The following is a 26,165-nucleotide window of genomic DNA, read 5'->3' as shown; positions in this document are numbered from 1 at the left end:
CTTTCGCGGCCCTTGATGAACTCGGAGAAGCCGTGCGGTTGATGTCCAGGAACGTGGCCCTCGCCGGTGCCGTCGCCTTCACGCTCACCCTGGGCGGGTGTTCGGGCGACGGGGACAGCGCGGACGAGCGCCGTCCGGCCGGCGCCAACAGCGATGCCCCGACTGCCGGGGACGGCGCACCGGGCGGCGGCTCGGCGATCCGCAACGGCCCCGCGTACGCCGGGCCCGCGCTGCCGGGTCTGACCGACAAGCCGCTCTGGTCCGTGGCCGCTGGCAAGGAAGGTGCCAAGGTCGACACCTCGACGGGCAAGGTCACCGGGCCGGCCGAACCGCGGATCGTCGGCAACACGGTGGCGCTCGTGCGTACCGAACTGGCCGCGAACGTGCCCAAATCGACACCCGCGCCCGGTGCCGACACCATCGTCGGTGACTGGAACACCGTGGAACTGCGCGACGCCGAGAGCGGCGCGGTCCGCGCGACCGTGAACCTGCGTGGCCGCATCGTCGCCGGAACGTGGGCCGGCAAGCCGGTGCTGTACGCCGTCTACACCGAAAAGACCGCGTCCGACGGGTTGAGCACCGCGAAACGCACCACCGTGTGGTTGGCATTGGACGAGAACGGTCGTGAAGCGGGAAGGGCCGCGCTTCCCGAGGACAGCGACGCCGACACCACGGAGACCGTCGTCGACGGGTGGGTGGTGCGTACCGTGCACGACGGCTCCAAGGCCACGGTGAACGTGCGCCCCGCGCAAGGAGGTTCGGCGGGTGTGACGGTCGAGCACAACATCGCCGACTTCGACGGCGGCAAGGACCGGCAAATCTTCGGCGGCCTGCTGTTCTCCTACGACAAGGCGGACAAGGACGGTGTGAAGCACTTGGTCGCCACCGACATCGCCACCGGTCAGCGCAAGTGGACGACCGCGAGCGTACGCAAGCCCGCCGGCACTCCCGAGGCATCGACGACCAGCGGTCATGCTCCGGCGATCGTACGGATGATCGGCGGCGACAAGATCGTCATCGCCTGGGACGCGGGCTCGAAGGGCAGCTTCAGCTTCGCGACGCAGTGGGGACTGTACGACCTGGCGACCGGAAACCTCGTCCACGAAGGACCGCGCATCACCAGCGGCTACTACCGCGCGATCGTCGACCGCGAGGAGTCGCTGATGTTCGTCGCAGCCGGCACCGGCGGCGAAGTGCGAACCACGGCATGGGACCTGAGGACCGGTCGGATCGTATGGCAGCAGCCCAAGGAGGGTGAGTTGCCGATCGAGTCGTTCGTGGTGGTCAACGGCGCCCTGTACGCGAGCAAGCGCGGCTACAGCCCCAGTGGGAGCATGAACGGCGACAACCCGCGCGCCGGCGATCCGCTCGTGGTCGACGCTCGAACCAGGAAGGTCGTGCTGCCCGAAGGGGTGCCGGGCGAGCTGTTCCCCAGGATGACCGCCGACGGCCACGGTCTGGTGAGCACCAGGGACGGCATCTTCGTCTTCGGCGCCAAACCACTCGCATAACCACCGTCGGTTGGTGAGCGGTCGAACCGTCTGCGGCTGGGGTCGACGCGGGGTATGTGACGCCGCGCTCGCGGTGCGGGGAACCGGGCCACTCGTTCTCGCGACGGATCGATGCGGGACTTCACCGGAGCCGGTTGCCCGCTGCCCGGCTCCGGCGTTTCCCGAGCGCGTTTCGGCAGCGGTCGTTCCTGTGCTCCGGGGGGATCAGCGGTCGTCGAGCTTGGCCAGGACGACGCCGCCGATGATCAGGAGGCCGCCGACGGTCTGGGAAGTCGTCGGTGCCTCGTCGATCAGCAGCCAGGCGAAGCCCACACTGGCGACGACTTCCAGCAGGGCGATGAAGGAGGCGGTGCGTGAGCCGAGGCGGCGGCTCGCCGCGGTTCCCGTCGTGTAGGCCAAGGCGGCGGTGACCAGGCCGAGCAGGAGCACCGGCACCCACCACGGTGTGCTGCCGGTCGTGTAGGAAGCCGGTTCGAGGGTGGCGCGCATCGGCAACAGGCCGACGGCCGCGAGGGCGGCGAGGGTGACCGTGCCGATCACGAGACCGGCGCCGGTCAGGGCCACCGGCGGCAGCCCGGTGTCGGTGTCCGCCGCGATGAGGAAGTACGCCGTCAGGCCCACCATCGCGGCGAGCGCCCAGGCGACGCCCGACCATGCCAGGTCGGCGCCGGAGAGCAGGTCGACGGCCAGTACCAGGCCGGCGGCTGCCATGCCGGCGCCGGCCAGGGTGTACGGCCGCGGGCGCTGACCGCGACGCACCCACAACCACACCACGACGGCCGCCGGAGCGGTGTACTCGATGAGCAACGCGGGCGCGACGTCCATCGTGGCGACCGCGGAGAAGAAGCAGAACTGCGCGCCGGCGAGCCCCAATACGCCGTACACCAGCACGGTCGGCAGCTGCGCGCGCAGTTGCCGCAGGCGCCCGCGCAGGGACGCGACCGCGCACGGCGCCACGACGAGCGCGGCGATGCCGACCCGGGCCAGCACGATGGCTCCCGGGCTCCACCCGGACGAGAGCAGTCCTCGTGCCAACGATCCCGACATGCCGAAGGACATCGCGGAGACGAGGGCGAGGAACAGGCCGCCGCCGAGGGCGCCGGAGGAGGCGCGTACACGCAGCGTGTCATCGACTACCTGGGTCATAGACCATGACGCTAAGAGAGAAGATGTAAGATGTCAAAATGATTTTTGGTCATGACACCGAGTCCGACCTGCAGGCGGCCGTGGCGCTGGTCAACAGCGCGGAGGGGTCGGACACCCTCACCACCGTCCAGGAGTTGGACGCATGGTGCGCCGAACATCGCTACACCGGACGCCGGGACCGCGATGCCGAGGAACTCGCGAGCATGCGCGAGCTGCGGCCGGTTCTGCGCGAGCTGTTGACCGCCGACCGCGACCGCGCCGCGAGCCTGGTGAACACGATGCTCATCGACGCTCGTGCGCTCCCGCAGCTCGTTCGTCACGACGACCAGGACTGGCATCTGCACGCCGTGTCCTCCGACGCGCCCCTGGCAACCCGCGTCATCGTGGAGACCGCGATGGCCATGACCGACGTGGTGCGCGTCGACGAGCTGTCCCGCCTGTTCCTGTGCGCGGACGAAGGCTGTGCGGGCATCGTCCTGGACCTCACCCGGAACCGTTCGCGCCGCTACTGCAGCACCGCGTGTGCCAACCGCAACGCGGTGGCCGCCTACCGCGCCCGCCTCGGCACACGCCGGCCCGCGGACAGGCCGAGCACGGCGACCTGAACGGCGGCGCCCCTGCTCGTCGTCAGGCGGCAGGACCGGCAGGTGGCGGCGCGTTCACGACCGCTCAGTCGAGACAGAACTCGTTGCCCTCGATGTCCTGCATCAGGATGCAGGATTCGTTCACGGCATCGGCATGCAATACCCGCACCTGTACCGCTCCGAGCGCGACCAGTCGTGCGGACTCGGCCTCGAGTGTGGCGAGGCGCTCTTCACCCACGAGCCCGGTGCCGGCCCGTACATCGAGGTGCACCCGATTCTTGACGACCTTGCCTTCCGGAACACGCTGGAAGTACATGCGTGGGCCCACACCGGTGGGATCCATGCAGACGAACGCCGCGCCCCGGCGCTCGGGCGGCAGCGAGCGGTGGTATTCGTTCCAGGTGGCAAAGCCCTCCGGCGGCGGCGGTACGACGTACCCCAACACCTCGCACCAGAAACGAGCGACGCGCTCAGGCTCCGCGCAGTCGAAGGTGACTTGGAACTTCTTGATCGATGCCATCGGTCCACGGTAGCGGCGCGTGCCGTTCACCGGGAGCAGGGCTTGATCGCCGCGCGGCGGACGTGGCCCGCCCAGGTCCGTGAGCACCCTCATACCGCCTTCTCTGCCCAGAAGGCGACACCCCATGCGCTGCCCGCGGATCGCGGGGAGAGGCACGGATGCTCCCGGCACGGGGTGAGCGATCGACGGGGCGCGCTGTGTCGCGCCGTAGTCGGCCAAGACGGCTGATCACAGCGAAGACGGCTGGTCCGTAACGCATGTGCTGCGAACGGATCGCCTGGGCGGCTTTCGAGATTGTCGACGGCGAGGACCGCTACCCGGTCGTCATGTGGGGCTTCGCCGCCGAACCGGGCGTCGTTCCCGTCGCCCATCGCCCGTCGCCTGTCGGCCGTCGCCCGTCGCCCGTCGCCGGCGGCGGCGAAGGGAAGCGCCGAAAGCCTCCGCTTCGGTCGCTCCGCCGCGCCGCCGGACGACCGTGACTGGAAGCTCTGCGGAAGGGAAGGATGTTCGGGTGATCACTTGCGTCGTCGACTACACGATCGATCCCGCCAAGATCGAGGCGTTCGAACGGTTCGGGCGTTGTTGGATGGAACTGGTCGGTCGCCACGGTGGAATCCATCATGGCTACTTCCTGCCTGCCGAGGGGGCGAGCGACCGGGCCCTGGCCCTGTTCACCTTCCCGAGCCTGGCCGCCTACGAGCGGTACCGCGGCCTGTTCGGAGTGGATCCGGACTTCGTGGCAGCGGACCGTATCCGGGACGAGAGCGGTTGTGTCGTGCGCTACGAACGCACGTTCATGCGGCCGATACTGCCGGGGGACGTCGGTCCCGAAGCCGCGCCGCGGGATTGACGGAATCGGCGGCGCATCGCGAACGCCGCCGCCCGCCGTCGTGGTCGTCCCGTACGGGGATGGGGATGTGCGATCTCGCAGGCATCCGGTGGGTGGCCATCCCGCGAACCGCGCTGGGGAGTTGCTTCAGGGCTTCGTCGACTCGCTCGTTGTCGGAGGGCGGAAGCAAGTGTCGATGGTTTTGCCGTGGCGGTGGGGGTGGATGTTCCAGTCGTCGGTGACCGCGTCGACCAGGGCCAGGCCCCGTCCGCCGGGGGTGAGGCTGTCGGGGGTTCGTGGTGTCGGCAGAGTGGGGTCGTCGTCGCACACGTGCACGTGCAGGCAGTGGCCGTCCCAGGAGATGACCACGTGAGCGCGAGTGTGGGCGTGCAGGTGAGTGTTGGTGACCAGTTCGGTGACCACGAGCAGAATCGCGTCCACCGTCTCGGGGGCGTCCTCGGTCCACTCCAGCATGGCCAGGCGTTCCCTGGCCCATCGCCGCCCGGCGCCGACTCCCGTCTCCACGGGGAACGCCCGTGCCCATCCCTTGGCCCGCATCGCCTCGCCCAAAACCGTCCTCCCGGATCGTGTTGTCGCGGGTGCCTACCCGGTGAAGGCCACGCCATCCGTTCCGGGAGAGGTCAAGAAGACGGGCCGGGACATCGACTACATGTGCACGGTGGGGGCCGTGTTCGGGTCGACGACGGGGGCCCCGCGACGGAAGAGCAGCGCCGTGGCGACCAGGCCGACGGCGAAGAACGCGGCGGACCAGCGGTAGGCGGTCGCGTAACTCTCCAGCGCGGCGCGGGCGAAGGTCTCCGGGCCGGCCCGATGGTCCTTCAGGTAGTGCGATCCGGCCGACGCGGACAGCGTGCTCAGCAGCGCGATGCCGACCGAACCGCCGACCTGCTGCACGGTGTTGACCGCGGCCGAGGCAACCCCGGAGTCCTGCGCGCGTACGCCGAACGTGGCCGCGCTCATGCACGGCGCGATGACCAGTCCCACGCCCGCGCCGAACACGATCAGGCCGGGCATCAGGTCGGTCGCGTACGCGCTGTCCAGATCCAGGCGGGTCATGTGGAGCAGGGCGAGCGCTGCCAGGCCCATCCCGGTCGGCACGATCGGCTTGGGCCCGAAGCGCGGCAGCAGGACGACGGTTGCGCTGGTCGCGGTGAGCATGATGCCGAACACCATGGGCAGGAAGGCCAGCCCGGTCTTCACCGGGCTGTAGTGCAGGGTCTGCTGCATGTAGTAGGTCAGGAACAGGAAGATGCCGAACATGCCGGCGCCGGCCACGAGCATGCCGATCAGGGCGGCGCCCCGGTCGCGGTCCAGGAGTACGCGCGGCGGCAGGAGCGGGTTGGCGACGACGGTCTGGATGCGGGCGAAGACGGCGAGCAGTACGACGGCGGCGATCAGGCAGCCGTAGGTGATCGGGTCGCGCCAACCGTCGCTCTCCGCGTGCGAGAAGCCGTAGACGAGCGCGAACAGACCGGCGGAGACGGCCAATGTGCCCGGCAGGTCCAGACGGGGGCGGTCGGCGGCGCGCTCGTGCCTGCCCAGCAGCAGGACTCCACCGACGATGGCGAGGCCGGCCAGGATCAGGTTGACGTACAGGCACCAGCGCCAGTCGAGGTGTTGGGTCAGTACGCCGCCCAGGAGCAGTCCCACGCCGCCGCCCGCGCCGGCGACGGCGCCGAACACGCCGAAGGCCTTGGCACGTTCGGTCGGGTCGGTGAACGTGGTGGTGAGCAGCGACAGTGCGGCCGGGGCGAGGAGCGCGCCGAAGACGCCCTGGAGGGCGCGGGCGGCCACCAGTACCTCGAAGTTCGGCGCGGCGCCGCCGGCGGCGGAGGCCAAGGCGAAGCCGAACAGGCCGATCAGGAAGGCGTTTCGGCGGCCGAACAGGTCGGCGATCCGGCCGCCGAGCAGCAGCAGGCTGCCGAACGCGAGGGCGTAGGCGGTGACCACCCATTGGCGATTGCCGTCGGAGAAGCCGAGGTCGCGCTGTGCGGACGGCAGGGCGATGTTGACGATGGTGGCGTCCAGGACGACGGTGACCTGGGCCAGCGCGATCACCGCGAGGATCCACCAGCGGCGGGGCACGGCGCCGGCAGCGGCCGGGTCCGGTGGTGCCACGGCCGGGGCGGCGGTGTTTTGTGGCATGGCGAATCTGCTCCTGTCGGGTGGGAGAGGACGCGCTTGGGGAAATGGCCCGCGGCCGGCGGTTCAGTGCCGGAGCAGCGCCGGGAGCACGACGGCGTCGATGTAGCGCTGTAGGTATTCCTCGTCGGCGATGCAGCCTTCGATCAGGGGTCGGCCGGTCACCGCGCCGATCAGCAGGTGTGCCAGCAGGCCCACCGCGGGGTTGTCCGGGGCGACTTCGCCGCGCGCGACAGCGTTCGCGAGCACCCGGTCGAGCACCGCCGCCTCGGGATCGACGATGGCTTCCCGTACCGCCAGGCCGAGTTCGGGATCGCCCAGGATGGCGTGCGCGACACTCGCGAGCAGCGCGGTGTCGGGGGCGGCGCCGTACGCGATCCGGTGCACGGTCTCGTACAGGTCGCCACGCAGCGAACCGGTGTCCAGGCCGACCAGGGACGCGCCCTTGTTGTGCCGCAGTGCCGCCGCGACCAGACGCGGCTTGCTCCGCCACTGGCGGTACAGGGTCGCCTTGCCGGCCTTGGCTCGCGTGGCGATGGCCTCCATGGTCAACGCGGCGTAGCCCATCTCACGGAGCAGGTCCAGCGTGGCCACGTACAACTCGGCCTCGCGCTCCGGGGTCAGCCGCGAACGTCGTCCGGAGGGCGCGGAGTCGGTGGTCCCGGTCGAGTCGGTGTGCATGCGGGGGTACCTCGTCGGTTGAAATAGCGAAACGACGTCGTTTCGCCAACGCTAGAGGTGGCGCTATCGAAACGCAACCGTTTCGATAGCGAGGTTGGTGGGGGTGGAGGTGGTCGGTTGTGAATATCGGTTCCAGGACCGGGATTCTCGGCATCGAGTCCGCGCGAAGACGACGCTGTCGAGCACGCCTGAGACTCCGTCAGGTCTCGTGGTGGACACATCTCATGGTCAATGTCATTTTGTCGATTCGATCGATTGAGAAATCTGACGCATCGTCATATTGTCACGCCGGTCGAACGGAATGATCGACTCCGGTGGGGACACCGGCTGTGCTCGAACACGGACGCATACGGGCACCGGACGCAGACGGATCGCGACGGATCGACGGATCGCACGGACCGCACGGACTTCAGGGGTGAGACACGTGGGCCAGGAGCTGCCCGAACCGGCCGCGCAGGCCGGCAGGATCCGAGCCGCGGGGGTCGAGCGCCGATTCGGTCGCGGCGCGAGCCGGGTGCACGCGCTCGGCCCACTCGATCTGGACGTCGAACCCGGGGAATTCTGCTGCATCGTCGGCCCGTCCGGGTGCGGCAAGTCCACATTCCTGCGGATCGTGGCCGGCCTGGTCAAGCCGACCGCCGGCCGGGTCGAGGTGACGGCGGCGACCGCGAACCCCGCCGCGATGGTGTTCCAGAACTACGGCATCAGCCCGTGGAAGACGGTGTTGGCCAACGTTCGGTTCGGCCTGGACCTGCGTCGGGTGCCACGCAAGGAGGCGAACGCGCGAGCGCGCGACTGGCTGGGTCGACTCGGCCTCGCGGACTTCGCCGACCGCTACCCCGCGGCCCTGTCCGGCGGGATGCAGCAGCGCGTGTCGATCGCCCGCGCGCTCGCGGTCGAGCCGGAAATCCTGCTCATGGACGAGCCGTTCGCGGCCCTGGACGCGCAGCTGCGGACGATCCTGCAGGACGAACTCCTGGAGATCTGCCAGGCGGACAAGCGCACCGTCCTGTTCGTCACACACAGCCTGGAGGAGGCGCTGGTGCTGGGCGACCGCGTCCTGGTGATGTCCGCACGGCCCGGCCGACTGATCGCCGAGCGGGTACCGCCGTTCGCCCGCCCGCGGACCGGAGAGGTGCGCAGGTCACCGGAGTTCGCCGCGATGCAGGCCGAACTGTGGGAACTGCTGCGCGGGGAGGTCGAGACGACGACCACCCGCGAGCAGGAGACGGACCGGGAGCAGGACCGGGACCCGAAGCAGGGCGGCAAGCAGAAGCAGGACCCGAAGAGGGAGCAGGAGAAGGACAAGGAGGAGGTCGCGCCGTGACGGTCACCGTGAAGGACAACGCGTCGATCCGAGTGCTGGTCCGCGAACCGGGCACCGCCGAACGCGACCCCGGCCGGGCGCGGACGCGACGGCGACTCCTGGAGATCGGCCTGGCCGTCGCCGTTCCCGTGGTCCTCCTGCTGTGGTGGCAACTCGCCGCGAACCAGGGGTGGATCGACGACCGGCTCTACCCCGCGCCCTCGACCATCGTCGCGGACGGCTGGACCGACGCCACCGACGGCAAGCTGTGGCCGGACGTGTGGGCCACGCTGGCCCGGGTGCTGCCCGGCTACGCGATCGGCGCCATCGGCGGATTCGTCGTCGGCCTCCTGATGGGTACCAACGCGCTGGTTCGGGCCGCGCTCGAACCCACCCTGGACGCCCTGTACGTGGTGCCCAAGCTCGCGCTCCTGCCGATCTTCATGACCATGTTCGGTCTCGGCGAGGCACCGCACATCGCGCTTGTCGCGGTGACGGTGTTCTTCTTCGTCTGGATCGCCACAATGGCCGCGGTCATCGCCGTGCCCGACGGCTACCGCGAGGCCGGGGCGGTCTTCGGCGCCGGTCCGTGGCAGATGTTCCGACACGTGTTGCTGCCCGCGTCGCTGCCGCAGGTGATGGTGGGCCTGCGGATCTCGGCGGGCGTCGCGGTCCTGGTCATCATCGCCTCCGAGGGGATCGCCTCGCCCGACAACAAGGGCCTGGGCTACGTGATCTTCAATTCGCGCCAACTCTTCGACAACCGCGCGATGTTCGTCGGGATCATCGTGGTCGCGATCGTCGGCGTGCTCTTCTCCGAGTTGATCCGCCACGTGGGCCGACTGTGCACTCCGTGGGCACCGCGCGACCGCGGTCCCGGGCAGTCCTGACGCGCCGTCAACCACGACGCGGTCCCGACGCGACGTCACCACCTCAGCGCAGGCCCGATGCGATGCCACCACCTCGGCCGGGCCGCCCGCCTCGTGCGCGGCCTCCCGACCACACCTCGGCGCACCGACCCCGAAAGGCACATCATGGCGAGACGCGGATTCCTGACGACCACCGCACTGTTGGCCTGCACCACGCTGCTCGCCGGATGCGGCGGTTCCGCCGACTCCGGTTCGGACCGGGACAAGACCCCGCAGCCCAAGCGCCCGATCGAGGCGGTCGCGGGATGCGAGCACGCCTGGACCGATCCGGCCGACCTGGCCCCGACCCGCAAGCCGGCGCGCTGCACGGCGGGTTCGCCCGCCGCCAAGCCGCTCGCGCAGAAGGCGAAGATCACCGTGACGGCGGGCTCGTTGTCGGCCGAGTACCTCGGCCCGCTGCGCACCGCGATCGCCAAGGGCGAGTTCGCGAAGGAAGGTCTGGACGTCGAGCTCAAGCAGATGCCGGCCACCGACGCGATCACGCTGCTCGCCAAGGGCCAGGTGGACGTGCTGTATTCGGCGCCCGAGGCCGGCATGGTCAACGCGGTCAAGCAGGGCTTCGACATCAAGTGGGTCGCGGGCAACTATTCGGTGGCCCCCGAATCCAAGACCGGGGTCTGGGCCCGGGTCAAGGACGGCAAGACCGGGGACGCGGTCGACCTGAAGAACGCGCGCTTCGGCACGCTGGTGGGCAAGACGTCGGTGATCATGTACCCGATCGAGAGCGTGCTCGCCCAGCACAGGACCAAGCCCACCGACGTCTCCTTCCAGCAACTGGACGGCGCGGGTGTGCCCGAGGCGTTCAAGAACGGCGGCATCGACGCGGCCTGGCTGCTCGACCCGATCTGGAAGGACTTCGAGGGCAAGCCCGAGTACACCTTCCTGGGCGGTCAGCCGGTCGGTGAGCCGCTCGGCGGAATGCTCTACGGGCAAAACCTTCTGGCGAAGAACCGGGACGCCGGCGTCGCGTTCCTGCGCGCGCTGATCCGCACCGTGAACACGTACTTCGCGGGCGACTACAAGCAGGACCCGGCGTTCGTCCAGGAATTGGCGACGACGCTGGGCAGCAAGCCCGAACTGCTGAAGTCCGTGCCCGCGCAGGTGGTCGACTGGGAGATCCGCGGCGGCACGACCGACCGGGTCCAGAAGATGTACATCGAGGGCAAGGTGGTCGAGGCACCGGCGTTGCCGGAGGACAAGCTCGTCGACCGCTCCTTCTACGCGGAGGCCGTGGGCCACACCGGCCCCTGAGCACGACGGCCGCTCACGCGGGCGGCATCGGATCGAACGCGGCCTTCCCGCCCGGGCGGCCGCGTTCGATCCGGAACCACGGCGTCGGGTGTTCTCCCACGGTACGTCGGCGGCCCCGACTCACGCGGCGCCGCTCGTGGGAACCCGACGCCGACACCTCGCTCCCGCCGCCTTCGACCACGGTCGGCTCGGATGCCGATCCGATCGAATCGAGCATCGGTACACGCAGCGAAACGGAACCTTGATCCTGGGAACGAGCGCGCCTAGGGTGGCGGAGCATCCCGCTCCCGCCGCACGACTGCGCAGTTCGCCCACAGCCGTGCCTTGCGCCCGCGAGGAGACATCATCACCGTCATCGAGCACGTCCCCCCGAAGCCGGTCGCCGGTCCGACTCCCGCTCCGCGTGGCCGAGTCCACCGCGAGGCGGACAGGCGGACCGGATGACCGGCCGCTCATGGCTGTACGTTCCCGGGGACCGACCCGCCATGCTCGAAAAGGCACTGTCCCGAGGTGCGGACGCCGTCATCGTCGACCTCGAGGACGCCGTGCCCGCCTCGGCCAAGTCCGCCGTGCGCGCCGAGGTCGCGCGGTGGCTGACCGGGCAGGACCCCGAGGGACAATGCGCGATCTGGGTCCGCATCAACTCCGGTACGCCGGGCCTCGTCGACGCCCGTGCCGTCGTCGCGCCCGCCCTGCGCGGTCTGGTCCAGGCCAAGTGCGCGGGTCTCGACGAACTGCGCGCACTGCACGACGTCCTCACCGAGCGGGAACACGAAACGGGCATCGACGCGGGCCGGACCCAGGTGTCCCCGCTGCTGGAGGACGCGGCGGCGATCCTCGCCGCACCTGCCATCGCGCGTGCGCCCCGCGTGACTCGACTCCAGGTCGGCGAGGCGGACTTGTGTGCGGACCTGGGCATCGAACCCGGTGACGACGAATCGGAACTCCTCGCGATCCGGTCCCGGATCGTGCTCGCTTCGGCGGCTGCCGGCATCGCCCCTCCGGTCGCCCCCGTGTCGACCGACTACCGCGACCTGGACGCCCTGCGCCGTTCCACCGAACGGTTGCGTCGTCTCGGCTACCGATCGCGTGCATGCATTCACCCTGATCAACTGAGGGTCGTTCACGACGTGTTCACTCCCTCAACGGAGGCCGTCGAGCGCGCCGGACGACTCGTCGCCCGCTTCGAGGCCGGCCTTGCCGCAGGACAGGCGGTCTGTGTCGGCGACGACGGCAAGATGATCGACGAGGCGGTGGTCCGCAACGCCCGCCGGATCCTGGCTGCGGGAAACGCGGCGTCAGGGGGATCGGCGTCCCGATAGGGACACGGGCAACTCGGCGACCACGGCGTGCAGTCGGCCGCCCGGCACGCGGGCGATCCCGATCGCGGTCGGGCAGCGCCGGCACCCGGCGTGACGCACCTGCGCCACCGCGTGGAGCGATGACCTCGACCGCTTCGACAACGCCTCCCGGAGCAGGGATTCGACCCCGTGGGGCCCCGAGGTTGTCGAGCCCTCGACCCCGGGCACCGCGCGGCGGTGGAAGTCGCCGGTGGGGTTGAGAGGTCGCCTGGGCGAGGGAGCGGTCATGCGGCCGGGGGCAATGAGTCGAGCCAGGCAGTCAGGAGATGGTTGACCTCGTCGGGGCGTTCCTGCTGGATCCAGTGGCCGCAGCCGTCCACGATGTGCGAGGAGACCAGGCCGGGCAGCGTGGACGGGTACGCGTCGATCGCGTCGGCCATCCACGTCGTGGAGGCGTCCAGGCCGCCGCCGATGAACAGGGACGGCTGCTTGATGGGCGCGCCGGCGTAGGGGGCGAGGTCCTCCCAGTCGCGGTCGATGTTGCGATAGCGGTTGAGTGCCCCGGTCATGCCGGTGCGCTCGAACTCTCCCGCGTACACGTCGAGGTCGCCCTCGGTCAGCCAGGAGGGCAGCCGACCGCTCGGAAAGCGGTCGCGCAGCAGCCCTCCGCCGCGGCTCACGAAGTGCGGGTCGGGTTCGCCCCGCGCCGGCATGGTGTCGGCGGACAGGGCCGCGAAGAAGCCCGCGAGCCAGCCGCGGACGTCGGGTTCCATCTCGGCCTCGGCGCGGCCGGGCTCTTGGAAGTAGGAGACGTAGAACTCCGCCTCCCCGCCCATCCGGGTGAACACGTCGGTCGGGCGGGGGCCGCCGGGCGGTGCGTAGGGGACGCTCAGCAGTCCGACCGCGCGGAAGCTCTCGGGGTGGAGCAGGGCGGACCCGGCCGCGATGTTCGAGCCCCAGTCGTGTCCGATGATCACCGCCGTGTCCTCACCCAGAGCGTGCACCAGGGCGACGTTGTCCTCCACCAGGGCGAGCATCCGGTAGTCCTGCGTCGCGGCCGGCTTCGAGGAGCGGCCGTAGCCGCGTACGTCCAGTGCGACCGCCCGGTATCCCGCCGCCGCGAGTGCCGGGAGCTGGTACCGCCAGGAGAACCAGGACTCGGGGAAGCCGTGGACGAGCAGGACCAGCGGCCCGGTGCCCTGTTCGACCAGGTGCAACCGGCCGGCGGGTGCCTCGATGGTGCGGTGGCGCAGGTCTGCGGCTGGTGCGGGCTGGTACATGGCCCCTCCTCGGGTTCCCGGGTGGCTGCGGCGACGCACCGATCATGCGCTGCCGCGGTCGACCGACGCGACTTCCCTTGCCATCCTGGCAAACTGGGAGGCCAGGGCGGTGGACACGGCCCGACCGGAAGGGGTGAGGCGAGAATGAGGGACGACGGCACAGCCGAAGCACTGGCGGCCATGGGCCCGCGGCTGCGGACCGTTCGCGAGCGGCACGGTGCCACGCTCACCGACGTGAGCCGAGCAACCGGCATCTCCCTCAGCACGCTGTCGCGCTTCGAGAACGGACGGCGCAAGCCGACCCTGGAGGCGCTGCTGAGCCTGGCCAAGACGTACGGCGTCACGCTCGACGAACTCGCCGGCACCGCGTCCGCCACGGCGGAGAGACCGCGAAGTGCCGGGCCGCGGCGCCCCGGGCAGGACAAGACGATGTTGCCGCTGACCCCATACGTCGGGGGCCTGCACGCCCACAAGCACATCCTGCCCGCCGACGGCGAGCCGCCGCTGCGCCCACGACAGGTATCCCACGAAGGCTACGAATGGCTGTGCGTGTTGTACGGGCGGTTGTGGCTGGCGCTCGGCGAACAGGACCTCGTCCTCACCGCCGGGGAAGTCGTCGAGTTCGACACCCGTACACCCCACGGAGTCGCCAACGCCGCCGCTGACGGAACGGTCGAATACCTGATCATGTTCGGGCCGCAGGGTGAACGGCTGCGCCCGCGCACCCTCTAGGAACCGGGTACGAGTTCGCGCAGGGTCGTGTGGCGCGGAACTCCCGAAGCCGGCGCGTCGCGGCAGCCGGGTCCCTTGCGGCCGGTTGGCTCAGTGGCGATCGCCGGAGGATGTGGGCCGCCGTGCAATGGAAGCCGCCGCACGAATCCCGGCGGGCCGTGCTGCCGGGTCGTCGGGGGCCGGCCGCGCACTGCGTGTTTCGGTGTGCCGGCGGACGTCGGGTGACGGCGCCGCGTTGGTCGGTGTCGGTTCACGCGTCGTCCGGGAGGATTCCGGCGGCGACGGTGTTGTCGGTTGCCTCGTCGACGAGGATGAAGCTGCCGGTCGCGCGGTTGCGGCGGTAGGTGTCGTGGACGAGCGGGGCGGTGGTGCGCGGGGTGACGCGGCCGATCTCGTTGAGCGCGAGGGCCATGGCATCGGGTTCGCGGTGTCCGGTGTTCACGTCGAGGCGATGGCGCCGTTCGGCGACCTCGGAACGGTCACGAGCTTCGACGGAAAGGCCCGATGGCGTAGGCGCGTTGGGACGTGCGCCGGCGATGGGTGGGGGCGGGTCGGGGCATCGGGGCGACGAGCGTCGTCCTCGGGCTCGCCGGGAGGGCGGCCTCGGCTACCGGCTGTCGGTGATCGTATGATCGTGGCGGTCGGAGCGGTTGTCGTGCCGGCCACGGGTGTTGGATACAAGACTGGATGTGGGGCTGTCGTGACCTCCGCACTGATCATCGGCGATATCCAGCAGGGCATCACGAGCGGATACCCGTTCGCTGGGCGTGTCGTGCCGACGCTCACCGAACTGCTTCCCCGTGCCCGCGAGAGCGGTGCTCTCGTGGTGTTCGTGCACTTCGCCGTTCGGGGCAATGGGGCCGATCTGCCGCCGGGCAACGAGCTGTTCAGGACGTTCCACGAAGCCGGGGACACCTTCCATGAGGGATCGGCCGGAACCGAGATCGCGCTGCCGGTGGTCGACGAGGACGTCGTCGTGGTGAAACGCCGCGCAAGCGCGTTCGCCGGTACGGATCTCGACCTGGTGCTTCGCGCGAGGGGGGTCGACACTCTCGCGATCGCCGGAGTCGCGACCAGCGCGATGGTGGCCGCGACGTGCTACGACGCGGCGGACCGTGGCTACGGGGTGACCGTGCTCCGCGACGGCTGCGCCGACGGTGACGCGGCGATACACGACTTCTTCATGGACGCGGTCTTCCCGAGCCGGGGATTCGAGGTCGTACCCTGCGCCGACTGGCCCGGAAAGTAGCGCCGCCACGCCGCACCGGGTGATCTCCGCTCCCGGGCTGCGGATCGCCGGGAGACGGAGGTCGGTGGATTCTGCGCTCCCCACCCTTCAGGCGTGGTCGCGGCGGTGCCGGCGGATGGCCTCGGCCATCGCGGCGGCGGTGGAGAGGACGGCGCGGGTCTTGGCCGGGCCGGTGTTGCCCGCGGCGGCGAGTGCCTCGTTGAGGGGGACGTTGATGCCGTAGTGACTGCTGCATCGAGCCCACGAAGTCCGCGTCGTGCTTGGTGCCGAGCAGCGGCATGATGTACGGCACGGCCCCGACGTGACCGTCGTGCCGCGAACCGTGCGCCGAGGTTCGCGGCTGTACGCGATCCACGGCGGTGGGCGTGGGTCGGTCAGGGTTTGCGTGCCACCGTGCGTGGCGGGAGTGACAGCCGTGCGTGGCGGGAGCGGCGGTGAGGCCCTGATCGCGTCGGGGTCCCGGCTCCGGATGGCGAGGAGCCCGGTGGTTCAAGGCGGGCGGCTTCGCCGGTGGCCGATATTTCGTGATTGCGGACCATCCGGCTATTTCACGATCTTGTAGCGCAGAAGTACCACGCCGTTTGCGAACGATGTGGCCCCGACCGGCTTCAGTGCCGATCAAGGACGCCCGCGCAGGCGCGCGTCGGCGGCCCGGTTCCTGCGCGGCGTCGCATCGTGTGTGGCGCCGGTCACAGGAACCCGCCGATGCCGCCGGACAGGTCCAAGGACATGACGACGAAACTGCGCGCGCGTATTCGCGACGGGGACGACGACGCTTTCGCGGAGTTGTTCGATCAGTACGCACGGTCCGTCTACAACCACGCCTTCCGATTGACGGGGGACTGGTCGACGGCCGAGGACGTCGTGTCCCTGACCTTCTTCGAGGCGTGGCGGCTGCGTGGCCGGTTGGACGCCGAGGGCGGATCGTTGCGGCCGTGGCTGCTGGGGATCGCCACCAACACCGTGCGGAACATCAGGCGCGCGGCCCGACGTCACGCTGCCGCGATGTCGCGGTTGCCACCGGGCGGTGTCCTGCGGGACTTCTCCGACGAGGTCGTGGGCCGGATCGACGACACCGAACTGCTGGACGCGGTACGGCTCGCGCTGGACACGCTGCGCCGCACCGAACGGGAGGTGTTGGCGCTGTGCGTGTGGTCGGGTTGCGACTACGCGACGGCGGCCCGGACGCTGGGCATTCCGGTGGGCACGGTGCGCTCGCGGCTCTCCCGCGCCCGGCGCAAACTCGCCGCCGCGGCGGAGAAACGGGAACCGCTTCGCCGCTCGGGACAGGTGAGAGGTGCCCACACATGCGCGAGCAGGCCCATCCAGGAAGGAAACGAATGAACGCCACGACGTCGCTCCCCGAGAAGGACCTTCCGCCGGGTCGCCATCAGCAGATCAAGGAGCATCTGATGCGCGAGATTCGGCACGACCACGCTCCGACCGGGAGTACTTCCCGACGCACCCCGTGGCTGCGACCCGTCATCGTCGGACCGGCGGCGGCCGGTGCCCTGGCCCTCGCGGTCCTCGCGGGCGTCAGCGTGAACGGTACGGACAATCCCGGCAGGACGATCGGTCGGGCCGGGCCGGCGACGTCCGCCTTCGCCCCGCGGGTCAACGGCGACACCACCGGTGGTGCCGCCGACCTGCTCAACCGCATCGCGATGGTCGCGGCCGAGTCGCACGCGGCGGAGGGCATTCGGGACGACCAGTACGTCTACGTGCGCAGCCGGGTCGCCTCGGCGACGGTCGGCGAAGGCATCCCCACCACCATGACCCCCTTGCACCTGCGCGAGGTATGGAGGGCCGTGGACGGCTCCCGCCCGGGACTGGTCCGAGAGCCGGGTCAATCGCACCTTGCCGACGGGGAGCCGCTCGAGGCCGAGGCGCGTCCCGGCGAACTCGGCTACGAGTCGACCACCAACTACCGGCACCTTTCGACCCTGCCGACCGACCCGGACGCGATGTACCGCTGGCTGCGGGCCCAAGGCGACAAGGAGGCGGACGACCGGAACCTGGACCAGGACGCCTTCGTCCTGGTGAGCGGCCTGCTCCGCGAATCCCTGATGCCGCCGAGGGTGGGGGCCGCGCTCTACCGGGCCGCCGCCAGGATCCCGGGCGTGCTCGTCGTACCCAACGCCGTCACCGCCGCCGATCGACACGGCGTCGCGATCGTGCGATACGACTCCTACAATCCCGGTGTCCGCGACGAACTGATCTTCGACAAGGACACGTTGCGGTACATCGGTTCGCGTCGTGTCGCGACGAAGGCGACCGACAGCATCGAGGCGGGGCAGGTGCTCGACACCTCGGCGGTATTGGAGACCGCGGTGGTCGACAGGCCGGGCATGCTGCCCTGATCGACACCCGACGCGAGTCCCGAGGACCGGCGGAGCCGGCGGCGGATGGTCGACGCGAACATCCCCGGTGGTGACGTGACGCAAGGCCCGGGCGCCGACGAACGGTTCCGGGGCCCGCTTCGTGCGGGCCCCGGGCCGAGAGCGCGGGCCGTTGTCGCACCCCTGTGGTGGGGTGCTGTCGGACGGTCGACAGCGAGGGCGGGGACGATGGGTGAACGTACGGTCTGGCGGGCGTTCTTGGACCAGTGGAGCGAGGAGTGGGTCGCGGGGCACGATCCGGAGCGCGACGGGCCGCTCGCGGAGGAAGTGGTAAGGGACACCTGGCTCGGGTTCGCGCCGGCGAGCGAGGCCGAGGTCGCCGAGGCCGAGGCCCGACTCGGGCGCCGACTGCCGCCTTCGCTACGGGAGTTCCTGCTCGTCACCGACGGGTGGCGGGATGCGGGGAACTTCATCTACCGGCTGGCGGGCAGCGCGGAACTGGAATGGCTGAGGGACACCGACGACCGTAGCTGGATCGACGTCTGGGAAGAACTCGCGGAAGACGAGGACGACGAGGAGGCGTTCGGCGTCCAGGAGGCGAAGGTCCTCGCGCGTTCGCTGCGTCTGTCCCTCGATGGTGACGCCGCGATCATGCTGCTCGACCCGGACGACGTGGACGGGGACGGCGAGTGGGCGGGGTACTGGCTCGCCTCCTGGTCCGGCGAAGGGCCCCAGCGGTACGAATCGTTCCACGACCTCATGCACCGGCAGTGGGTGTCCTTCCACGCCCTGCGCAAGCCGCCGGGTGCCACTCGGGACCACTGGGACGCGGAGGTCGAGCGGGCTCGCCGTGAGGCGCTCGCCGGGGCGGTGAGCGGGCCGTTCGCGGTGTTCGCCCAGGCGCGCGAGTACGGACGCGAGCGCGCCGATGTGCTGAGCACGCAGATGGAGGCGATGCTCGGCGATTGGCGCAGGCACCTCGCCGGCCTGCTGTGGTACGGCCCGAGCAAGGACGATCTCCTTGCCGGCCCGCTGTTTGCCGCGGAACTCCTGCCGCTGCTGGTCAGGCACGACCGGCTCGCCCACGCTCACGACCTGCGGCCCCTGCCGCGGCTCAAGGAGTACGCGCCCGAACCGATACGGGAGCTCATCGCCGACTACGAGGCCCGCGCCGACGCACCGGGCTTCCGGCTCACCTTCGGCGGCGGCCCCGAGTTCGACGCGGCCGTGCACGCCGTCGCCGACTTCCTTGCCGCACACCCGGCCTTCCAGGTTCCTGTCGAGCCGACGCCGCGTACGGGCCCCATCGTCATCACTGCGTACGCGAGCGGCGACCCGGCGCCCGAAGTCGACCCATGGGCCGATCCCATGAAGGCGCGGGCGGCCCGCGCGGCCCTGTGCGACGAAGCCTGGCCCGAACTCCGGGCGGCGCTGCGCCTGTGGAGGCCGGTGTGCGAGGACCACATCGCCCCGATATCCCTGTTCGCCGCACCTGTCCTGGCCGAGATGATCACCGGGGCCCGCGGCCGCGAAATCCTGGCCATGCCTCGTGGTGCGGGCTCCGGCGTGCGCCGGGTCGGGAGGGCGTGAAGGCCGCGGGCCGGCCGGCGGTCGGACCCGGCGGGTCGTGCTCTCGGTGGTCGCATCCACCGGTCGAGGGCTCTGCTCGATCACAGCCAAGCGGTGGCAAGCCAGATGGTCGCCGCACCAGCGGTGATCAGCCCGATGTTGAGCGTGACTCGGCGGTCTTCGCCGGTCAGGTGGACGGCGATCGCACCGATCTGCAGCAGGGTGAACCCGATGGCCGCGGCCGGGGCCATCCAGAGGGCGACGCCGGTCGCCGGCGGCAGGAGCAGGCCGACGGCGCCCAGCACTTCGACCGTTCCCAGCGCCCTGACGGCGGGCAGCGGTATGCGGTCCACCCAAGCCATCATCGGCCGGAGCAGATCGGGGCTGCGGACCACCTTGAGCCCTCCCGCGTAGAGGTAGAAGGAGGCGAGCAGTCCGGCAACGATCCAATAGGCGATGTTCATGCTCTCCGTTCGGGGTCACCAAGCGTGGATGACCCGCCGGTTCCGGGGTGACCCGGAAGGTGTCAATAGGCGTGTGTGAGTGACCCGGACGCCGAGGGTGGCCGAGGGGTGGCAGCGCCCGGGTCGTGCCGCACGCTGCCGGGTGCGGGGCGGCCGGGCGGCGCCGGGCAGCCCTGCGGTGCCGGGAGCCGCAGGCTTCAGGCGAAGTCGGTGGCGGGCTCGGTGGCGTAGCGGCTCATCGTGTGGAGGCCGGCCCGTGGTGTCGGCGGTCGGCCGTCCGCGGTCATGCCCTGGAGGTCTCGGAAGTACTGCACGTAGAGGTCGGGGGTGAACATGCTGAGCATCACGGCGGGTTGGTCGCTCCGGTTGGCGAAGGTGTGCGGGGCTCCGCGCGGGACCATCACGAGTGTGCCCGCGGTCGCGTCGTGCTCCCTGTCCCCGATGGTGAACCGCAGCGTGCCGGAGACGATGTAGAAACCCTCGTCGTGCCGGGCATGGCGGTGTTGCGGCGGCCCGGAGGTGTGCGGGGCGAGGATGGACTCGGTGACTCCGAGACGGTGCTCGGTGTGGCTGCCGTCCTCGAGGACTCGCATGCGCGTGGTGGCCAAGACGATCACCTCACCGTCGTCGGGGCCGACCACCGATACGCCGGGGTGGAGGGCCGGCGATTCACCGGTTGTCGCTTCATCGGGTGCGCTCTCGGATGTGCTCTTGTCGGGCATGCTCCAAGTGCACCGCCGGGGCTCGGCCGCTGTCCAAGACCGATTCCGGCACGCCGATACCGCGCGGGTATCGTTGCAGCGTGGAGCTACGTACCCTGCGCTATTTCGTGGCGGTCGCCGAGGAACTCCACTTCGGCCGGGCCGCCGCCCGGCTGCACATGAGCCAGCCGCCGCTGAGCCGGGCGATCAAGCAGTTGGAGGCGGAGGTCGGTGCCGTGCTGTTCGTCCGCTCGCCCGGCGGCGTCACGCTCACTCCGGTGGGGGCGATACTGCTCGACGAGGCGCGTGCGCTGCTCGACCAAGCCGACCTCCTCCGCGCGCGCGTGGCCGCGGCGGCCGGCCTGGCCGGCATCACCGTGGGCATCCTGGGCGACAGTACCGATCCCGGCATCACCAGGCTGGCCGCCGCCTTCCGCCGCAGCCACCCCGGCGTCGACATCCGCATCCGCGACGCGGACCTGACCGACCCGACCTGTGGGCTGCGCGCCGGGCTGGTCGACGTCGCCCTGACGCGTGCACCGTTCGACGAGACCGCCCTGACGGTGCGCGAACTGCGCGCCGATCCGGTCGGTGCGGTATTGCGCGTCGACGATCCGCTGGCCCGCCGCGACCACTTGGACCTGGCCGATCTGGCCGACCGCCGCTGGTTCCAGTTCCCGCGGGGAACCGACCCGATCTGGCAGTCGTACTGGAACGGCGGCGAGCCGCGCGAGGGCCCGGTGGTGCACGTCGTCCAGGAATGCCTGCAGGCCGTGCTCTGGAACGGCACGGTCGGCCTGGCTCCGCTCGGACACGGCCTGCCGGAGAACCTGCTGCCCGAGAACCTGACCGTGGTTCCGCTGGCCGACATGGCACCGAGTCGAGTGGTCTCGGTGTGGAACGCCGGCGACAACAATCCATTGATCCGCTCGTTCGTCGAAATCGCAACGACCGCGTACCGCCCCTGAACACCCGAGCACCCGAGCACCCGACGGTCCGGCCGCGCGCGGACCGGTACCCGACCGTCCGTCAGGTTTCGGTAGTCGAGATCCGTCGCAGCCGGTGCCCGGGTTACTGCGGGTGGGGGGAGGGGCGGCGTGGTCGGGTGTGGCGGGCTCCGATCTGCGGGATGAGCAGGGCCGCGAACACCACCACGGTGAAGGACCGTTCGGCCTTCCGCAGCGAAGCGCCCGGTCGGGCGACTCGACGCTCGGGCACGGTGTCCAGTCGGCCCTTCGGGTCGTAGCGGATACGCAGCGACTGGCCCTTCTTCGCGGCGGCGCGGCTCGTGGTCATGTTGGTCGGACCGCCCTCGGGGCAGTTCAGTCGGTGGTCGTTGTACGTGCGCGTCGTGGTCGTGGTGTGGCCGTTGGCGTCGGTGGAGGTGGATGTCTCGGTCCGGGCGCGCACGTCGAGGACCAGGCAGGTCGTGGAGACGCCGCGCTTGGCCAGCGCGGTGTCGCCGACCGCGTTGGACGCATGCTGGATCGTGACGAACATGGCGAAGAAGACGACGAGTCCACCGACGACGGCGCCGCCCGACGGACACGACCACACCACGGTGGTGGTGGCGAGAACCATCGCCATCGAGGCGAGCGCCAACACCACGACGCACACCGACCGCCACCACGTGGCGGGTCCGTAGGCGTTGAGGAACGCGGCGGCAACCGCGATGCCGACCGTCGCCGATGCCAACCCGACGGAGGCCAGGCCCACGAGGAATACCTGCCCGGCGTCGCCTCGCCCGTGCCTGATCATCGCACCTCCCGCGGTCGGTCTCCCTCTTGTTCAGGGTGCGGGAACGGAGCCCCGACGCGGGAGTGGAGATCCCTCGGATCACGCGACGAACGGAACGAGGACATGAACACGACGACTTCGTCGGAGGAAGCGCGAACCGCCCCTGCGCCGCGTGCGTCGGTGTGCTCTGGTAGGCAGGACTCGTCCGTGAGTCGACCGATCCACGCGTGCCACCGTATCCACCGCGCTCCCGCGCTCCCGACGCCGCGAAGGAACGAACCACCACCATGACCTTGAACGGCCACCGGAAACGATTCGGCGGGCTGCCCGTCGCCGAACTGCACGAGATCCCGCGTCCCACGACCACGGAGGCGAACAGCGCGCCCTCCACGCCGCCGGACCCGCGGCCTCGGGCCGGGGACGCCGCGTGGGCACTGCGCGTCGGCAACAGCTACCGCGGCCACAGCATCACCGAATCCTTTCCCAATCTCTTCGCGCGCTTCCTGGAAACCGTGGACACCACCGAGGTCTCCGCGATCGTGATCGGTCTGTGGGGTGACCACAACGAGTCGGCCGCCGTGCCCATCGAACTGCTTGCCGCGGCCGCGGATCGGCTTCCGGCGCTGCGGCACCTGTGCCTGGGCGACATCGTGGCCGAGGAGAACGAGCTCTCCTGGATTCAGCAGAGCGACATCACGCCCCTCCTGACCGCGTTCCCGGCGCTGGAGACACTCATCGTCGCCGGCGGCGAGGATCTGCACCTGGACCCCGTCGGTCACGACGCTCTGCGTGTCCTGGAGTTCCTGTCGGCGGGGCTGCCCGCCGAGTTCGTCCGCGCGGTCGGCGCATCGCTCTTCCCGACCCTCCGAGCACTGGACATGTGGCTCGGTGTCGAGCGCTACTACGGCGACAGCACGATCGAAGACCTCGCCGGCATCCTGAACGGCGAGGGTCTGCCGATGCTGACCCGGCTGGGCCTGATGAACAGCGAGATCCAGGACGAGATCGCGGCTGCCGTCGCGGTGGCTCCCATCCTCGACCGGCTTACCGAACTCGACCTGTCCATGGGCACGTTGGGCGACGAGGGTGCCGCAGCACTGCTGGTCGGGCTGCCGGACGCCCACCTCACACACCTCAATCTGCGTCACCACTTCATCAGCGAGTCCCTGCAACAGCGCCTGCGCGACTCACTGCCCGGGGTCCGCCTCGATCTCGACGAGGAAGAGGAACCGTACGAATCGGCGGACGGCGAGACCGGACGTTATGTCGAGGTGGCCGAGTAGTACTCGCCGCTTCCCCAGCCCCTTCCCAGCCCGATGCCCCGCGCCGCCCAGGCACGGCCCGACCTACTCAGGTGAGCAACCGGCATGAGCATCCCGGGCTGCCCGCCCTCAACCACCTCGGCCTCATGGACAGCGAGATCTCCGACGAGATCGCAACAGCCCTCGCGAGCGCCCCCATCGTCGCGCGGCTCAGGGAACTCGACCTCTCCATAGGGACGTTGATCAACGCGGGCGCCGAGGTGCTGATGGCCGGGCAGCCGCTCACCCACCTCGACCGGCTCGACGCACGCCACCACTTCCTCGACGAGGCAACGCAATCGCGCCTGCGCAGTGCCTTGGCGGGGGTCGACGTGGACCTCTCCGACACCCGGAACGACTGGGGCGGCAAGAGATACGTCGAGGTCTCCGAATGAGGTCGTCTCGATCCGCCACACGGCATCGATCCGCAGCACAGCGCCGGTCGGCGGAGCCCGACCATGCCGATGCGGAGCGGGGAGCGGGCGAGAGCGATACCTATACGTGACAGATTCCGCGTACGCCGTCGGCACGTAACGTTTCGACCCGTAAGGAAACCCACCGCCGACACAAGGCCGAGGAGGCCCTCATGACCGCGTACGCGTTCGCGCACCTGCGCTCCGTCGACTTCAACGCCGAGATCGTCGAGTACGTCGAGAAGATCGACGCCACCCTGGACGCACATGGTGGTCGGTTCATCGTGCACAACAAGGTGCCCGAGGTGATGGACGGCTCGTTCGAGGGCGTGTTGGTCCTCATCGAGTTCCCCTCCGCCGAAGCTGCCAAGGCCTGGTACCACTCCGCCGGCTACCAGGAGATCGTCGACTTCCGCATCAACAACTCGGACGGCGGCGCGGCTATCGTCGAGGGAGTCGGACCGGGCTACCGCGCGGCGGACATGGTTGCGGGCAAGTAGCTCGCGCAGGTCGAATGTCCGGGGCATCGCACCACCCGGGTCGGCCGAACGCAGCCGTGCCGCTCCGAACTGTCTCGCACTCCAAGCGAGTTGGTTCCGAATGTGCGGCGCGCACGAAATCGCGATTGTCGCGTCGGCGGGCATTTCGGTCCGTAGGCTGGGCTGCGGGGTGGAGGGACTTCCCAGGGGAGGATCCATGAAACGCGATCGCGATCTCAAGAATCCGAGCAGCCAGGGCGTGGAGCCGATCGAGCGGGGGCCGGACGACGACACCAAGCGTGCGAAGCTCACGTATCCCGCGCCGGACACCGAACCCGTCGGGGACGCACCGGTGATCGTGCCCGAGCAGGCGCACGTGCCCGGGGCAGGGCCGGGGACCGCAGCGGCCGACACACCGGCGCACACCGACACGGCGGTGCCGGCGACCTCGCCCGCGCCGGAGACCGGACAGACGGGCGCGACGCCGGAAACCCAGCCGGCGCCGCAGCCGTACCGCTTCCAACGGGCCCCCGGCTTTCTCGCTGCCGAGAAGGCCGAGGAAGAGCGCGCGAGGCGCAAGGCCGAAGCGGAGGCCGCAGCCGCGGCCAAACCCCGTGGTCCGGGTGCCGTGGCCGAGCCGAAGGTGTCGATGGTCCCCGGTACACGGACCGGGGTCGACCAGGAATCCGATGAGGAGCAGGGGCCGGCGCAGTTCGAAGAGCTGAGCCGAACCTCGATCGCCGGCATGCCCCTCGACCGGATCACCGCCGCCATCGAGGAACGCTATGACAACCTCGGCGGACTGACCCCGGATATGGGAGCCCTGATATTTCGTCAGTCCGCGCTCGGCCTGTGCGCCAACCTGTCCTTGGCCAGGAGTGTCGGGTGTGTCGGACGGGTTCGGTCGTGGCTCGCGACGCAGGCCGATCTGGTTGCCGAGTTGATCGTGATGTGTGATCAACGGGAGGCCGATCTGGCGTCGCCGGCCGAGCCGCCGCCGAGTGTGGCCGAACTGATCGGCGTATGGACGCAACTCACCGATGCGTTGATCGTGCCCAAGGGCCAGTCGCAAGACGGTTGCGAGTTCCTCGCGCACGCCGTCTGTGAATGGATCGAGAGCACGCACCCGCACTGGACCCGGTTGCACCTGAGCAAGCGGTGGGTGGTGGCGCCCGGCGGCACCATGCACCCGCCGTACAACTGGAAGCACCACGTGGCTCCGCAACTCGTCTGTACCGAGGGTACGTTCGTCATCGATCCGCTGCTCGGCCCGACGACGCCCATGGCCGCGGACGCGTGGGTCGTGGCGGCCAAGGGCAAGAGGCCGCCTGTCGACGTCTTCGAACAGACCGCCCCGTGGGAATTCCTGGGAGCGCCCGCCTCCACGACAACCGACCTCGATCCGGAGATGTTGTCCCCGATCGGCGGCACCATCCTTGCGAAGATCGCGGCCTGCCGCCGGGCTTGACGCCCACAGCACAGGGATTGGAGAACCCACCGCGTCGCCGCACCGCATCCCGCGAGATCCGGACATCAACGCCGCACGGTCGGCTTCGCGTTCGGGTGTCTCCCGTCATTCCCCGGCGCCCACGAACGCGACGACCCTGTCGTGGAGTTCGACGAGCGGGCGCTGGGGAAGACGGGCAACACCGGTACCCGACCCGCTCCCGAGGACCGCGC

Annotated in this window: 27 protein-coding genes; 17 read left to right on the top strand and 10 right to left on the bottom strand. The window is 70.1% G+C overall.

Annotated features, from left to right (window positions below):
- Window positions 1-41: 41 nt before the first annotated feature.
- The gene (locus ACIBSV_RS07445; RefSeq protein WP_395860210.1) at window positions 42-1,511 is read left to right on the top strand and encodes a hypothetical protein; all 1,470 of its coding nucleotides are present in this window, start codon (window positions 42-44) and stop codon (window positions 1,509-1,511) included.
- A 204-nt stretch (window positions 1,512-1,715) separates the two neighbouring features.
- Here the strand turns inward: ACIBSV_RS07445 and ACIBSV_RS07440 are convergent, their stop codons facing one another.
- Entirely contained in the window at window positions 1,716-2,657 is a 942-nt protein-coding gene (locus tag ACIBSV_RS07440) for an EamA family transporter (RefSeq protein ID WP_395860208.1), read from the bottom strand.
- Between the two features lie 38 nt (window positions 2,658-2,695).
- Between ACIBSV_RS07440 and ACIBSV_RS07435 the strand changes: the two genes are divergently transcribed.
- Window positions 2,696-3,262, top strand: coding sequence for a CGNR zinc finger domain-containing protein (locus tag ACIBSV_RS07435; RefSeq protein WP_395860206.1), 567 nt, complete (start codon window positions 2,696-2,698; stop codon window positions 3,260-3,262).
- A 64-nt stretch (window positions 3,263-3,326) separates the two neighbouring features.
- Here the strand turns inward: ACIBSV_RS07435 and ACIBSV_RS07430 are convergent, their stop codons facing one another.
- Window positions 3,327-3,761 (bottom strand): VOC family protein, encoded by a 435-nt coding sequence (locus tag ACIBSV_RS07430; protein WP_395860955.1) that lies wholly within the window; start codon window positions 3,759-3,761, stop codon window positions 3,327-3,329.
- Window positions 3,762-4,272: 511 nt separating this feature from the next.
- Between ACIBSV_RS07430 and ACIBSV_RS07425 the strand changes: the two genes are divergently transcribed.
- Window positions 4,273-4,611, top strand: a complete 339-nt coding sequence (locus ACIBSV_RS07425) for an NIPSNAP family protein (protein WP_395860204.1) — start codon at window positions 4,273-4,275, stop codon at window positions 4,609-4,611.
- A gap of 126 nt (window positions 4,612-4,737) precedes the next feature.
- On the opposite strand, the gene ACIBSV_RS07420 is transcribed toward ACIBSV_RS07425, so the two are convergent.
- From ACIBSV_RS07420 to ACIBSV_RS07410, 3 genes are all read right to left on the bottom strand, one after another.
- Window positions 4,738-5,160 carry an ATP-binding protein gene (locus ACIBSV_RS07420; protein WP_395860202.1) on the bottom strand — a complete coding sequence of 141 codons (423 nt, stop codon included), beginning with the start codon at window positions 5,158-5,160 and terminating at the stop codon, window positions 4,738-4,740.
- Between the two features lie 96 nt (window positions 5,161-5,256).
- The gene (locus ACIBSV_RS07415) at window positions 5,257-6,756 is read right to left on the bottom strand and encodes an MFS transporter (protein WP_395860200.1); all 1,500 of its coding nucleotides are present in this window, start codon (window positions 6,754-6,756) and stop codon (window positions 5,257-5,259) included.
- Between the two features lie 63 nt (window positions 6,757-6,819).
- The gene (locus ACIBSV_RS07410) at window positions 6,820-7,434 is read right to left on the bottom strand and encodes a TetR/AcrR family transcriptional regulator (protein ID WP_395860199.1); all 615 of its coding nucleotides are present in this window, start codon (window positions 7,432-7,434) and stop codon (window positions 6,820-6,822) included.
- Between the two features lie 436 nt (window positions 7,435-7,870).
- Here ACIBSV_RS07410 and ACIBSV_RS07405 point away from each other — a divergent pair, with 436 nt between their 5' ends.
- The 4 genes from ACIBSV_RS07405 (at window position 7,871) to ACIBSV_RS07390 (ending at window position 12,242) form a co-directional block, all read left to right on the top strand.
- The gene (locus ACIBSV_RS07405; RefSeq protein ID WP_395860953.1) at window positions 7,871-8,761 is read left to right on the top strand and encodes an ABC transporter ATP-binding protein; all 891 of its coding nucleotides are present in this window, start codon (window positions 7,871-7,873) and stop codon (window positions 8,759-8,761) included.
- Window positions 8,758-9,630 carry an ABC transporter permease gene (locus ACIBSV_RS07400; RefSeq protein WP_395860197.1) on the top strand — a complete coding sequence of 291 codons (873 nt, stop codon included), beginning with the start codon at window positions 8,758-8,760 and terminating at the stop codon, window positions 9,628-9,630. Before ACIBSV_RS07405 ends, ACIBSV_RS07400 begins: the two co-directional genes overlap by 4 nt.
- A 144-nt stretch (window positions 9,631-9,774) precedes the next feature.
- Window positions 9,775-10,920 carry an ABC transporter substrate-binding protein gene (locus tag ACIBSV_RS07395; RefSeq protein WP_395860195.1) on the top strand — a complete coding sequence of 382 codons (1,146 nt, stop codon included), beginning with the start codon at window positions 9,775-9,777 and terminating at the stop codon, window positions 10,918-10,920.
- Between the two features lie 440 nt (window positions 10,921-11,360).
- The gene (locus ACIBSV_RS07390) at window positions 11,361-12,242 is read left to right on the top strand and encodes an HpcH/HpaI aldolase/citrate lyase family protein (RefSeq protein ID WP_395860193.1); all 882 of its coding nucleotides are present in this window, start codon (window positions 11,361-11,363) and stop codon (window positions 12,240-12,242) included.
- A 263-nt stretch (window positions 12,243-12,505) separates the two neighbouring features.
- Here ACIBSV_RS07390 and ACIBSV_RS07385 read toward each other — a convergent pair whose 3' ends face one another.
- Window positions 12,506-13,501 (bottom strand): alpha/beta fold hydrolase, encoded by a 996-nt coding sequence (locus tag ACIBSV_RS07385; RefSeq protein WP_395860191.1) that lies wholly within the window; start codon window positions 13,499-13,501, stop codon window positions 12,506-12,508.
- Between the two features lie 144 nt (window positions 13,502-13,645).
- Here ACIBSV_RS07385 and ACIBSV_RS07380 point away from each other — a divergent pair, with 144 nt between their 5' ends.
- Window positions 13,646-14,233 carry a helix-turn-helix domain-containing protein gene (locus tag ACIBSV_RS07380; protein WP_395860189.1) on the top strand — a complete coding sequence of 196 codons (588 nt, stop codon included), beginning with the start codon at window positions 13,646-13,648 and terminating at the stop codon, window positions 14,231-14,233.
- A 250-nt stretch (window positions 14,234-14,483) separates the two neighbouring features.
- On the opposite strand, the gene ACIBSV_RS07375 is transcribed toward ACIBSV_RS07380, so the two are convergent.
- Window positions 14,484-14,771 (bottom strand): hypothetical protein, encoded by a 288-nt coding sequence (locus ACIBSV_RS07375; protein ID WP_395860951.1) that lies wholly within the window; start codon window positions 14,769-14,771, stop codon window positions 14,484-14,486.
- Between the two features lie 162 nt (window positions 14,772-14,933).
- Here ACIBSV_RS07375 and ACIBSV_RS07370 point away from each other — a divergent pair, with 162 nt between their 5' ends.
- From ACIBSV_RS07370 to ACIBSV_RS07355, 4 genes are all read left to right on the top strand, one after another.
- Window positions 14,934-15,482 carry a cysteine hydrolase family protein gene (locus ACIBSV_RS07370; protein ID WP_395860187.1) on the top strand — a complete coding sequence of 183 codons (549 nt, stop codon included), beginning with the start codon at window positions 14,934-14,936 and terminating at the stop codon, window positions 15,480-15,482.
- A gap of 729 nt (window positions 15,483-16,211) precedes the next feature.
- Window positions 16,212-16,826 (top strand): RNA polymerase sigma factor, encoded by a 615-nt coding sequence (locus tag ACIBSV_RS07365; RefSeq protein ID WP_395860950.1) that lies wholly within the window; start codon window positions 16,212-16,214, stop codon window positions 16,824-16,826.
- Entirely contained in the window at window positions 16,823-17,842 is a 1,020-nt protein-coding gene (locus tag ACIBSV_RS07360) for a CU044_5270 family protein (protein WP_395860185.1), read from the top strand. The genes ACIBSV_RS07365 and ACIBSV_RS07360 overlap by 4 nt, the downstream gene beginning before the upstream one ends.
- Window positions 17,843-18,049: 207 nt before the next feature.
- Window positions 18,050-19,411 (top strand): SMI1/KNR4 family protein, encoded by a 1,362-nt coding sequence (locus ACIBSV_RS07355; RefSeq protein WP_395860182.1) that lies wholly within the window; start codon window positions 18,050-18,052, stop codon window positions 19,409-19,411.
- A gap of 80 nt (window positions 19,412-19,491) precedes the next feature.
- On the opposite strand, the gene ACIBSV_RS07350 is transcribed toward ACIBSV_RS07355, so the two are convergent.
- A complete protein-coding gene (locus ACIBSV_RS07350) occupies window positions 19,492-19,854 on the bottom strand; it encodes a DoxX family protein (RefSeq protein WP_395860180.1) in 363 nt (120 codons plus the stop codon).
- 197 nt (window positions 19,855-20,051) lie between these two features.
- Entirely contained in the window at window positions 20,052-20,576 is a 525-nt protein-coding gene (locus ACIBSV_RS07345; RefSeq protein WP_395860178.1) for a cupin domain-containing protein, read from the bottom strand.
- Window positions 20,577-20,671: 95 nt separating this feature from the next.
- Here ACIBSV_RS07345 and ACIBSV_RS07340 point away from each other — a divergent pair, with 95 nt between their 5' ends.
- Window positions 20,672-21,523: a LysR family transcriptional regulator gene (locus ACIBSV_RS07340; RefSeq protein WP_395860948.1), complete on the top strand. Its 852-nt coding sequence runs from the start codon at window positions 20,672-20,674 to the stop codon at window positions 21,521-21,523.
- A 103-nt stretch (window positions 21,524-21,626) separates the two neighbouring features.
- Here the strand turns inward: ACIBSV_RS07340 and ACIBSV_RS07335 are convergent, their stop codons facing one another.
- Entirely contained in the window at window positions 21,627-22,313 is a 687-nt protein-coding gene (locus ACIBSV_RS07335; RefSeq protein WP_395860176.1) for a hypothetical protein, read from the bottom strand.
- A 266-nt stretch (window positions 22,314-22,579) separates the two neighbouring features.
- On the opposite strand from ACIBSV_RS07335, the gene ACIBSV_RS07330 reads away from it, so the two are divergent.
- The 4 genes from ACIBSV_RS07330 to ACIBSV_RS07315 all read left to right on the top strand — a co-directional run bounded on the left by ACIBSV_RS07330 (window position 22,580) and on the right by ACIBSV_RS07315 (window position 25,953).
- Window positions 22,580-23,575 (top strand): STM4015 family protein, encoded by a 996-nt coding sequence (locus tag ACIBSV_RS07330; RefSeq protein WP_395860174.1) that lies wholly within the window; start codon window positions 22,580-22,582, stop codon window positions 23,573-23,575.
- 71 nt (window positions 23,576-23,646) lie between these two features.
- Window positions 23,647-23,988, top strand: coding sequence for a hypothetical protein (locus ACIBSV_RS07325; protein ID WP_395860172.1), 342 nt, complete (start codon window positions 23,647-23,649; stop codon window positions 23,986-23,988).
- 191 nt (window positions 23,989-24,179) lie between these two features.
- Window positions 24,180-24,506: a DUF1330 domain-containing protein gene (locus ACIBSV_RS07320; protein WP_395860170.1), complete on the top strand. Its 327-nt coding sequence runs from the start codon at window positions 24,180-24,182 to the stop codon at window positions 24,504-24,506.
- 196 nt (window positions 24,507-24,702) lie between these two features.
- On the top strand, window positions 24,703-25,953 hold the full coding sequence (locus ACIBSV_RS07315; protein WP_395860168.1) for a protein-glutamine glutaminase family protein: 1,251 nt from the start codon (window positions 24,703-24,705) through the stop codon (window positions 25,951-25,953).
- Window positions 25,954-26,165 lie beyond the last annotated feature (212 nt).

Source organism: Embleya sp. NPDC050154 (assembly GCF_044460165.1).
GTDB lineage: Bacteria > Actinomycetota > Actinomycetes > Streptomycetales > Streptomycetaceae > Embleya.
This window is presented reverse-complemented; position numbering and strand designations above follow the sequence as displayed.